The following is a 10116-nucleotide window of genomic DNA, read 5'->3' as shown; positions in this document are numbered from 1 at the left end:
CTGGTGTCCAGGCGGCCGGCCGCGAGCATGCGCAGCAGCATCGGCGTGCTGGAGGTGTCGACGAGCCCGGTCGTGATGGTCACGTTCTTGATCCAGAGTTCCTCGAGGTGCAGCGTCGCGGGCGCGCCGTGCACGCCGACGTTCGCGACGTGCCCGCCGGGGCGGACCAAGCGCGTGCACAGCTCGAACGTCTCCGGGACGCCGACCGCTTCGATCGCGACGTCCGCGCCGAGGCCGCCGCTCGCCTCGGCCACCGCGGCCGGCGCGTCGCCGGGGTGCACCAGCACGTCGGCGCCGAGCGACTTCGCCGCGTCGAGGCGGGCCGGTTCCTTGTCCACCACGATGATCGTGCTCGGGGCGAACAGCTGGGCGTTGGTGATCGCGGCGAGCCCGATCGGCCCGGCCCCGACGATCACCACCGTGTCGCCCGGTTTGACGCCACCGTTGCGCACCCCGACCTCGTAGGACGTCGGGACGATGTCGGCCAGCATCAGCGCCGACTCGCCGCTCACCCCGGACGGCACCACGTACGTCGAGGTGTCGGCGAACGGGACTCGGGCGTACTCCGCCTGGACGCCGTCGGTCGTGTGCCCGAGGACCCAGCCCCCGCCGCCGAGGCACTGGCCGTAGGCCGCCTTCCGGCAGTACTCACACCGGCCGCACGCGGAGATGCAGGAAACCAGGACCTTGTCACCGGTCTTGACGGTGGTGACCGCGGACCCGGTCTCGACGACCGTGCCGACCGCTTCGTGGCCGAGGATGCGGCCGCGCTCGACCTCGGGCACGTCGCCCTTGAGGATGTGCAGGTCGGTGCCGCAGATGGTGACCGCGTCGACCCGGACGATCGCGTCCGTCGGCGTGGCGATTTCGGGGTCGGCGTGGTCGGTCCAGCTGCGCCGGCCCGGGCCGTCGTACACGAGTGCCTTCATCGGTTTTCCTTTCGGACAGGGGAAAGGGCGCCCGCCGACGGCGGGCGCCCTGGGGCGACGGTGTTCAGCGCAGCCACTTGCGGTCGCCGACGAGGTCGGCCCAGCGGCGGCCCAGTCCCCACGTGTTCCCGGCCGCCGCGGCGGCCAGCGCGATGAGGACGAGCGCGTAGACGACGTGGTAGTCGACGATCGGGTTGGTCGAGTGCGTCGGCTCACCGGTGCTCATGGTCTGCGCGAGCGGCCACTCGGCGGCCCACATCATGAGCATCATCAGGCCACCCGCGGCGGCGCTCATGCGCAGCCCCACGCCCGCGATGACGGCGATACCGATGCCGGCCAGGCCGAGCATGAACAGCCAGTCGGCCCACCACGTGCCGGCCCAGGAGTGGAACATCGACTCGAACGGCCCGGCGTGGACGTTGCTCAGGAAACCCTTGGTCGGCGAGCCGCCGTTGATCCAGGCACCCTTCGACGGGGTCGCGTAACCCCAGCCGAACAGCTTGTCGAGGAACGCCCACAGGAAGACGAACCCGGTGGCGATGCGCAGGACGGCCAGGGACTTCCCGGCGACGGTGGGCCCGGCGACGAAATCGGGGATCGGCGCCGGTTCGGTGACCCGGTGGGCCGGGGGTGGGGTGGGAGCCGTCTTCTTCGCGTCCGGCTTGATGGACATGGCAAACCTCCGTTCTTTCGGTGCTGCGGCCAGTTTCTTCCGGCGTCACCACGGTTTCTGGAGCCGAAAGTCCCCGGCGGGGAGGCCCTTGGGCGCCGGTTGACGGGGACGGCGCGGGAAGGACCGAAGTCCTCGCGGAACGTGGCCGAAGCCTCGCGCGGGCGTGGGCGTACGCCGGTTGACTCCCGGGAGGCGAAAGGGGAATCCGATGAGCGGCAGGGAACTGGTGGTCGGTGTCGACGGTTCGGCCGGAGCACTCGCGGCGGTCCGGTGGGCGGCGCGCGTCGCGCGGGAACGGAGACTCGCCCTGCGCCTGGTTCACGCGCTCCCGGAACTGCCCGTGCCCTACCCGAGGGCCGATCCAACGTACGAGCAGCTGCTGGAAGCGGCCGGGGCACAAGGACGGGTCATGCTGGCCGAGGCTCGTGACGCGGCCTCCGGCGTCGACGCGAAAACGGTGTTGCGGAGCGAACAGGCCACCGACGCGCTGGTCGCCGAATCCGGCGACGCGGCGATGCTCGCGCTCGGCACGCCGGGACTGCGGCCGCTGGGCCGGGTCCTGCTCGGGTCGGTCACGGTGGCCCTCACCGCGCACGCGCACTGCCCGGTGGCGTTGGTCCGCCCGCACGCCGGTGAGGACGAGCCGCCCGCCGAAGGACCGGTCGTGGTCGGGATCGACGGCAGCCCGGTGAGTGAAGAGGCCATCGCGGTCGCGTTCCAGGAGGCGTCCTGGCGGGACGTCCCCCTGATCGCGGTGCACTGCCGCCACCGCGATGGCTGGTGGGACACGGGGAAGGCCGCCGAGGAATACGAACGGGAACTGCTCGCGCAGCGACTGGCCGGCTGGGCGGAGAAGTACCCGGACGTGGTGGTGGACCGCGAGGTCGTGGCCGGCCGCGCGGCCGAGCGGCTGCTGGACTACGCCGACCGGGCGCAGCTGCTGGTCGTCGGCAGCCGCGGCCGGGGCGGGCTCGGCGGCCTGGCTCTCGGGTCGACGAGCCAGGCGCTGATGTCCTACGCGCTCTGCCCGGTGGTGGTGGCGCGGCCGCGGGCGAAGTAGAGCACCGGACCGACGAAGTTCACCGCGATCACCAGGGCCCACAGCCACTTCGGGCCCCGGACCTGGGCGGCCGGCCGGTGCGCGAGATCCCACCACGCGGCCGCGGCGAGCAGGAGCTGGACGCTCGCCGCGAGACGGATCCGGCCGCGCTGCCGGGGGCTCAGGTCGCGCCACCGCTTGTGCTCGGTCATGACTGCTCCTTTCCGGTAGTCGTTCCAGGCAAGGCCATCCGAGGGCGCGGGCAAAGGGGCGAAAGACCTCTCGGCCGGGGACCCTCGCCCGCAGACCGGCGGCGATGCGGATTCGTAACGTGAAGAGAACCGTCCGACGGAGGTGTGTGATGCGCGGTCCGCAGGTGTCGGATCTGATGACGTGGCCGGTGGTGACCGCCGGTCCCGGGACGACGTTCAAGGAGCTCGTCTCGCTGCTGGCGGAGCACGGTATCGCCGCGATCCCGGTGCTCGACGACCACCGGCGCCCGATGGGCGTCGTCGACGAGGCGGACCTGCTGGCCCGCCACCGCCGCGACGGCCGCCGTGCGGAGCCGCTCTTCGGGAAGCGTCGCGTGTGGACCAAAGCCCAGGGGCTGACCGCTCGTGAGCTGATGACCCGGCGCGTGCCGACCGTCGCCAAGGACGAGCCGGTGGCCGGGGCGGCCCGCCGGATGGTGGAGGCGAAGCTGCGCCGCCTGTACGTCGTCGACGGCTCGGGCCGGCTGATCGGCGTCCTCGCCCGCCGGGACGTCCTGCGTGCCTTCCTGCGCCCGGACGAGGAGATCAAGGAACTCGTCGAGCGCGACGTGCTGCAGCGGTCGATCTGGGCAGATCCCTCGACGGTCACCGTGCGGGTCGACGACGGCGTCGTGACGCTGAGCGGGGTGATCGACCGGCGCAGCGAGGTGGAGCGCGCGGAGTGGCTGACCGAGTCCGTGCCCGGAGTCGTCGCGGTGCGGAACCGCCTGAAGTACGCCCAGGACGACGGCGCGGCCGCCGGACTGCGCTGAGGAGGCGACGGTGAAACGCATCGTCATCCTTGGCGGGGGAACCGGGGGAACGCTCGCGGCGAACCGCCTGTGCCGCGACTTCGGCGAGGGCGCGCAGATCACCGTCGTCGACCGGGACGACGACCACGTCTACCAGCCGGGCCTGTTGTTCGTGCCGTTCGGGACCGCCGACGCCGACGAACTCGTCCGGTCGCGCCCCCGTCAGCTGGCCGACGGGACCGGCTACCACGGCAGCGAAGTCGACCGTGTCGACGTCGACGCGGACCGCGTGCACCTGGCGGACGGGACCGTGCTCCGCTACGACGCTCTGGTGATCGCCACTGGAGCCACGCTCCTGCCGGAGAAGACCGACGGGCTCACCGGACCGGGCTGGCGGTCCCACGTCGACACGTTCTACGACCTCGACGGCGCGGTGGGCCTGGCCTCGGCGCTGAGGGCGTTCGACGGCGGCCGCCTGGTGGTCGACGTTCTCGGGCTCCCGGTCAAGTGCCCGGTCGCCCCGCTCGCGTTCTGCCTCCTCGCCGACTGGTTCTTCACCAGGCGCGGCATCCGGGACCGGGTCGAGCTGACCTACGTGACGCCGCTGGACGCCGCGTTCGACGAACCCGTGGCGGCCCGGACGCTCGCGGGGCTGCTGGCGGCCAAGAACATCGAGCTGGTGACCGGCTTCGCCACCGGCGAGGTCGACGGCACCGGCGAGCGGCTGGTCTCGGCCGACGGCCGGGAGGTAGCGTTCGACCAGGCGGTGGTCGTCCCGCGGCACGGTGGAGCGTCCTATGTGGACAGATCGCCCGGCCTGGGTGACGAGCTTGGGTTCGTCCGCGCCGACGAGCACACGTTGCGCGCCGAGGTGAAGGACAACATCTTCGTCATCGGGGACGCCGCGGCGTTGCCCGCAGCCAAGACGGCCTCGGTGGCGTACTTCGAGGGAGAGGTGCTGGCCCGCAACGTCGGGCAGTTCCTTGACGGCAGGCCCCTCGACGCGAGTTTCGACGGGCACACCACCTGCTTCGTCGAAAGCGGTTTCGGCAAAGCGCTGCTCATGGACTTCAACTACGACACCGAGCCGCTCCCCGGCCATTTCCCGGCGGAGACGGGACTGCCGCTGCTGAAGGAGTCGCGGCTCAACCACCTCGGGAGCCTGCTGTCCCCGTGGTTCTACTGGCACAACCTGCTGCCCGGCCGTGACCTCCCCGGCGTGTCGAGCGAGATGCCGCGGGCGGGAAAGCAGTTCCCGGAGCCGGCCGGACGCTGAAGAGCCGCGCTCACGGCGGCTCGCGGTAAGGCCCCAGCGGCCCGGTGACGGCCGCGGAACGGGAGGAGCGAAGATGAAACGACTGTCCCGGGTGGCTGCGGCGGCCACGTTGGCGGTGGCGATGTCCCTCGGCGTGTCGGCCGGGCCGGTGTTCGCCGCGGAAACCGGATCCCCGGCTTCCGCCGCGGCACCGGCGAGTTCACCGGCGCCATCCGCGTCGGAAACCCCGACGCCGAAACCGTCGCCGACATCGAGACCGGCGCCGACCACCAAACCGGCGCCCGTCACCAAACCGGCGCCGACCACCAAGTCTCCGACGGCGACCTCGACGCCGACAGCCAAAACGTCGCCCACACCGGTGAAGTCGTCGGAGACCGCTGTCAAGAACCCGCCGTCCGCACCGGCGCCGCCGTCGGCGTCCGGGACATCGCCGGTGTCGACCACGCCGGTCACCACACCGCCCGCCGCCCAGCCTGAGCAGCCGGACCTGCGGCTCACTGCGGCGTTCGGTCAACCGTCCTACCGGCAGAACGACCCGGTCTGGGTGCGGGTGTCCGTGGTGAACGCCGGCACCGGCACGGCCACCCGCGTCCGGCTGACCGATTCAGGCACCCTGGCGTCCCACACCTGGACCGGTTTCACCGGCATGGACATCGTCCTGGCGCCGGGGCAGACTGCCGAGGGCAGTACCTGGGCGTGGATCGCCGACTTCTCGGAGAATGTCGTGCGCCTGCAGGTCGAGGTCAGCTCCGCCGAACCCGACGCGGAGCCTGCGGACAACTCGGTCACGATCACGGCTCCGCTCACGGTGGTGCGCGGCGGGTTCACCGGGATCGCCTACGGCGACTACAACCGCAATCACGTGCTCGACCCGGGTGAAGAACTCGCCGGCCTGCGCATCCAGGCTTCGGGTCAGGGCGCCGGCTGGTCCGCCGAGACGGTGACCGACAGTCAGGGCCGGTTCGCCTTCCACGATCTGCTCGCCGGTACCTGGCACGTCTACCCCAGCTCTCCCGACTGGACCTTCACCTACCCCGCCGTGGAGGTGGACGGGGTGAGTGAACCCGAGGTGGTGCTCCGGGGTGAGTACGACATCACCGGCTGGCTGACGGGAACCGCCAGGTTGTCCGCGCCGACTTACGCCGGGGGCGATACAGCCCGGATGTTCATCACGGTGGCCAACAGTGGCCGCGGTCCGGTGCCCGGCCTGACCGCGTACTGCTGGACGAACGACTACGCACAACCGGTCGGCCTGGGCGAGCTGGACCCGGCCGGCCCGGGCGCCACCGTTCAGCCCCGGTCATCGCGGACCTTCGAGATCACCATCCCGGTCCGGCAGGTAGCCGTCATCGACGGCTACCTGGAGGTCCACTGCCGGGTCCAACCTCCTGGGTACTACGCCGCGGTGGAGGTGTCTGCGACGGCCCGGGTCCCCGGCGCTCGTGCCATCAAGTCCGTCGGGTACCTCGTCACACCCGTCTACGACTGCGGATGCTGGCCGCGGTTCGAGGCGGTGCCCGGGGTGAAGGTGTACCTGCGCAACCAGGTGACCGGAGCGATCGTGGCGCGTGCGGTGAGCGACGCGGAAGGGCATTTCACCTTCTTCGGCCTGCCCGCCGACCGCTACGACGTCGGGATCGTGGGGCCGTGGCGGGGGGCCTACGGTCCGCCCCTCTTCCTCGTCCGCGGCGGCGACGACGGCTCCGAGCTGCACTGGGTCGTGGTGGTGCCCGGACCGGACCAGCCGGATCCGGACGCCGTCCCGCCGACGCCGAATCCGCCTTCGGGCCAAGGTGCCTTGCCCGTCCGGCCCGGCCACGCGCGACCGGTCGCCGCGGCGTCCGCGCCGGCACCCGGGCGCCTCGCCTCGACCGGCGTGGGTGTCGGCTGGCTCGCCCTGGGCGGGCTGCTGACGTTCACCGCCGGGGTGTCCCTGGTGCTCGGCAGCAGGCGTCGCCGGATCTGACGGCCGGCTTCCGGCACCGCAGGGCACCCTACCCGCCGGCACGCATCGCGTGACCGGTGGGCGGGTGCCGGTGACTTCCGACCCTTGCCGCGTGAGCGGAACAAGCGGACCGTCGAGGGTCTGACAATTTCCGAATGGGGAGGGAAATATGCCATCAATCGCATCACGAATGGCCGCGGCAGTCCTTATTGGCCTGGGCACGGCCGCCGGAGTGTCGCCGGCGGCCGGCGCGACGGAAACGCCGTTCATCGACCTCGGCGTCCTCTCCGGCGCGGTGTATTCCGAGGCCATCGCCGTGAATGACCACAACCTGGTGGTCGGTCTGAGTTCCGCTGGTGGTCCGTACGGACCGAGCACGTGGAATCGCGTCGGGCGGCTGACCGTACTGCCGGTTCTGCCCGACGGAACCGATGTCGCCTTGCCCATCGCGGTCAACGACAGGAGCGAGATCATCGGGCGCGAGACGACGGCCGACGGCCGCCAGCATGCGCTGCGCTGGAACCGCGACCGCAGCCTCACCGACCTGCGATTCCCCCCGGAAGACTCAGTCCTGTACCCGATCGCTATCAACAACACCGGCACGACCATCGGGACCAGCGGGAGCCGCGACCTCCTATGGCGCCCGATCCGGTGGGATCGGGCCGGGCTCGTCAGCGAACTGCCCGCACTGCCCGGCATGAGGTGGACCTGGGCGACGGCGATCAACGATCGCGGAACAATCGTGGGTGACGGCTACCGGCAATGGAGCTCGGTTGCCGTTCCCGGATTCTGGGACCGCTCAGGAGTGCCGCATCTGCTCGACCTGCCGCCTGGAATCGGAGGCGCAGCTGTCACTGACATAAACGAGCGAGGCGCCGTCGTCGGCGGCAACGTCGCCTGGGACCCTGCCGGTCACGCGACCGTCCTGCCGGGCGAGTCCGCTTCCGCGAAGCAGATCAACGAGCATGGCACCATCCTGGGATCCGCCTACCTCGACGGTTCCGGCATGCCCACCGCGGTGCGCTGGCGCAACGGCACGTTGTCCCAGCTTGCTCTGCCACCCACGGGGCAGTGGGCGTCCGCCACCGCCCAGAACAACGACGACATCACCATCGGCGACGCCGCGTTGAGCCCGCTGCAGATGGTGCCGGTCTGGTGGGATCGCAGCGGCGCGGTGCACCGCCTCGCCTGCCCGAAGCCCAACGACATCGACTATCCCTGCACTGCCGTCGCGATAAACGACCAGGGCTTCGCCGTCGGGCGCGGGATCGTCACCACCGAGGCAGGAGGCCAAACGCACGCCCTGATGTGGAAACTGCGCCCGTAGCAACGCATCCCAGGAGCCTCATCCGGCTGGGGACGGGTGCCTGCCGGGTCGCACCACCGGCGGGCACCCGAGGCAGCTAACCCAGCGACCGCCCGATCAGCTCCACCAGCTCGACCGTCCGGGTCGCGTAGCCCCATTCGTTGTCGTACCAGCCGAACACCTTGGCCAGGTGCGAGTCGGCCTTGGTCAGCTCGGCGTCGAACACGCAGGAGGCCGGGTCGCCGATGATGTCGCGGGACACGATGGGTGCTTCGGTGTAGCGCAGGATGCCTTTGAGGTCGCCGTCGGCGGCCTCGGCGAACGCGTGGTTGACCTGTTCGGCCGTCACCGGACGCTCGAGCTCCACCGTCAGATCGGTCAGCGAGCCGTCTTCGACGGGGACGCGCACGGCGACGCCGTCGAGCTTGCCGGCCAGCTCCGGCAGGACCAGCCCGATCGCCTTGGCGGCGCCGGTGCTGGTCGGCACGACGTTGACCGCGGCCGAGCGGGCGCGGCGCGGGTCCTTGTGCGGGCGGTCGAGGAGGGCCTGGTCGCCGGTGTAGCTGTGGATCGTGGTGAGGAGGCCGCGCCGGATGCCGAACGCGGAGTGCAGCACCTTCACCATCGGCGCGACGCAGTTGGTCGTGCACGAGGCGTTCGAGACGATGTGGTGGTTCGCCGGGTCGTAGTCGTCCTCGTTGACCCCGAGCACGATCGTCGCGTCGACGTCCTTGCCGGGCGCGGAGATCACGACCTTCTTCGCCCCGGCGGCCAGGTGCACGCCGGCGGCTTCGCGGGTGCGGAACTTGCCGGTCGATTCGACGACGACGTCGACGCCGTACTCGCCCCACGGCAGCTGGGCGGGATCGGCGATGGAGCCGACCTGGATCAGGTGGTCGCCGACGCGCAGGGCTTCGCCGTCGACGACCTCGACCGGGGTGCGCAGCCGCCCGTAGGTGGAGTCGTGCGCGAGCAGGTGCGCCAGCATCTCCGGGGACGTGATGTCGTTGACCGCGACCACTTCGATCGGGCTGTCCGGGGTTTCCAGGACGCACCGGAGGATGTCGCGGCCGATGCGGCCGAATCCGTTGATGCCGAGCCGTACCGTCATGGGTCTCTCCCTGTCTTCGTCACCTCCCGCCGATGGTTCTCCCGTGGCGCCGGCACTTCGTAGGGCCCAAGGTCCTCGCAGCTCGGGCAGAACGACCGCTTCGCCCGGCGCGCGGAAAGGGTTCGCTGAAGGTGCGAGGGACTGCGAAAGGAGCGGTGATGACGGAAGCGACCGCGAAAGGCCGGATCGTCGTCGGTGTCGACGGTTCCGACGCCGGGACGGCGGCCCTTGTGTGGGCGGCCGGGCAGGCGGCGGTGAGCGGCGCCGAACTGGACGTCGTGACGGTGTGGCTGCACGACGCGATGCTCGACGACGCGTCCGTGAACCGGACTCTCGAAGAAGCCCGCCGGGTGCACGTCCACGAGCTGGAAACGCTCGTCACCGCGGTGACGAAGGACCTCACGGGCGTGACCGCCCGGTGTTCGGCGCCCGACGGCGATCCCGCCGGGGTGCTGACCGAACGGGCGAAGGACGCGACCATGCTGGTGGTCGGCAGCCACGGCAAGGGCAAGGTCCGCGCGGCGCTCGCCGGCTCGGTCAGCAGCGCCTGCCTGCGGCACGCGACCTGCCCGGTCGCCGTGATCCCGCCGCCCGCGCGCACGCCGGACAGCCCGCTCGGCCGCCGGCTGGCCGAGGTCGCCGGGGAAAAGGCCTGACGTGACCACCATCGCCGAGCGGCCCGCGGAGATCCCGGATGCCGCCGAACCGGCCGGGACGCCGCTGCTGCGCGTCCGTGGCCTCACCAAGAAGTTCGGGCCGGTGCAGGCGCTGGCGGGGGTTGATCTGGACGTCCCGGCCGGGCAGGTGACCGCGCTGGTCGGTGACAACGGCGCG

General features: G+C 71.3%; 10 protein-coding genes and 1 pseudogene. 7 read left to right on the top strand and 4 right to left on the bottom strand.

What is annotated here, in order from left to right; genetic code table 11:
• Positions 1 to 929, bottom strand: a 929-nt coding sequence (locus tag AB0G28_RS48350; RefSeq protein ID WP_361106129.1) for an alcohol dehydrogenase catalytic domain-containing protein, incomplete at its 3' end; no start/stop codon positions are given.
• A gap of 64 nt (positions 930 to 993) precedes the next feature.
• Entirely contained in the window at positions 994 to 1602 is a 609-nt protein-coding gene (locus tag AB0G28_RS48345; RefSeq protein WP_361106126.1) for a DoxX family membrane protein, read from the bottom strand.
• 208 nt (positions 1603 to 1810) lie between these two features.
• Between AB0G28_RS48345 and AB0G28_RS48340 the strand changes: the two genes are divergently transcribed.
• Complete coding sequence (locus tag AB0G28_RS48340; RefSeq protein ID WP_361106123.1) at positions 1811 to 2662, top strand: universal stress protein; 852 nt, start codon at positions 1811 to 1813, stop codon at positions 2660 to 2662.
• Here AB0G28_RS48340 and AB0G28_RS48335 read toward each other — a convergent pair.
• Positions 2617 to 2853 (bottom strand): PLD nuclease N-terminal domain-containing protein, encoded by a 237-nt coding sequence (locus AB0G28_RS48335; protein WP_361106120.1) that lies wholly within the window; start codon positions 2851 to 2853, stop codon positions 2617 to 2619. The genes AB0G28_RS48340 and AB0G28_RS48335 overlap by 46 nt on opposite strands.
• 149 nt (positions 2854 to 3002) lie before the next feature.
• On the opposite strand from AB0G28_RS48335, the gene AB0G28_RS48330 reads away from it, so the two are divergent.
• From AB0G28_RS48330 to AB0G28_RS48315, 4 genes are all read left to right on the top strand, one after another.
• Complete coding sequence (locus AB0G28_RS48330; protein WP_361106117.1) at positions 3003 to 3665, top strand: CBS domain-containing protein; 663 nt, start codon at positions 3003 to 3005, stop codon at positions 3663 to 3665.
• 10 nt (positions 3666 to 3675) lie between these two features.
• Positions 3676 to 4920, top strand: coding sequence for an FAD/NAD(P)-binding oxidoreductase (locus AB0G28_RS48325; RefSeq protein WP_361106114.1), 1245 nt, complete (start codon positions 3676 to 3678; stop codon positions 4918 to 4920).
• 73 nt (positions 4921 to 4993) lie between these two features.
• Complete coding sequence (locus AB0G28_RS48320) at positions 4994 to 6886, top strand: hypothetical protein (protein ID WP_361106111.1); 1893 nt, start codon at positions 4994 to 4996, stop codon at positions 6884 to 6886.
• A gap of 169 nt (positions 6887 to 7055) precedes the next feature.
• Positions 7056 to 8192, top strand: a complete 1137-nt coding sequence (locus AB0G28_RS48315; protein WP_361106108.1) for a hypothetical protein — start codon at positions 7056 to 7058, stop codon at positions 8190 to 8192.
• Between the two features lie 76 nt (positions 8193 to 8268).
• Here the strand turns inward: AB0G28_RS48315 and gap are convergent, their stop codons facing one another.
• Positions 8269 to 9282 carry a type I glyceraldehyde-3-phosphate dehydrogenase gene (gap, locus tag AB0G28_RS48310; RefSeq protein ID WP_361106105.1) on the bottom strand — a complete coding sequence of 338 codons (1014 nt, stop codon included), beginning with the start codon at positions 9280 to 9282 and terminating at the stop codon, positions 8269 to 8271.
• Positions 9283 to 9440: 158 nt separating this feature from the next.
• Here gap and AB0G28_RS48305 point away from each other — a divergent pair, with 158 nt between their 5' ends.
• Positions 9441 to 9938, top strand: coding sequence for a universal stress protein (locus AB0G28_RS48305; protein WP_361106102.1), 498 nt, complete (start codon positions 9441 to 9443; stop codon positions 9936 to 9938).
• 31 nt (positions 9939 to 9969) lie between these two features.
• Positions 9970 to 10116: pseudogene (locus AB0G28_RS48300) on the top strand (sugar ABC transporter ATP-binding protein); the annotation flags it as partial.

This window comes from Amycolatopsis sp. NPDC021455, assembly GCF_040640995.1.
Classification (GTDB): Bacteria; Actinomycetota; Actinomycetes; order Mycobacteriales; family Pseudonocardiaceae; genus Amycolatopsis.
The sequence above is the reverse complement of the archived record's forward strand: the minus strand, read 5'-3'. Positions and strand labels throughout refer to the sequence as shown.

Coding starts and splice junctions, on each gene's coding strand:
- AB0G28_RS48345 (WP_361106126.1), bottom strand. CDS start 1,602: ATGTCCATCAAGCCGGACGCGAAGAAGACGGCTCCCACCCCACCCCCG.
- AB0G28_RS48340 (WP_361106123.1), top strand. CDS start 1,811: ATGAGCGGCAGGGAACTGGTGGTCGGTGTCGACGGTTCGGCCGGAGCA.
- AB0G28_RS48335 (WP_361106120.1), bottom strand. CDS start 2,853: ATGACCGAGCACAAGCGGTGGCGCGACCTGAGCCCCCGGCAGCGCGGC.
- AB0G28_RS48330 (WP_361106117.1), top strand. CDS start 3,003: ATGCGCGGTCCGCAGGTGTCGGATCTGATGACGTGGCCGGTGGTGACC.
- AB0G28_RS48320 (WP_361106111.1), top strand. CDS start 4,994: ATGAAACGACTGTCCCGGGTGGCTGCGGCGGCCACGTTGGCGGTGGCG.
- AB0G28_RS48315 (WP_361106108.1), top strand. CDS start 7,056: ATGGCCGCGGCAGTCCTTATTGGCCTGGGCACGGCCGCCGGAGTGTCG.
- gap (WP_361106105.1), bottom strand. CDS start 9,282: ATGACGGTACGGCTCGGCATCAACGGATTCGGCCGCATCGGCCGCGAC.
- AB0G28_RS48305 (WP_361106102.1), top strand. CDS start 9,441: ATGACGGAAGCGACCGCGAAAGGCCGGATCGTCGTCGGTGTCGACGGT.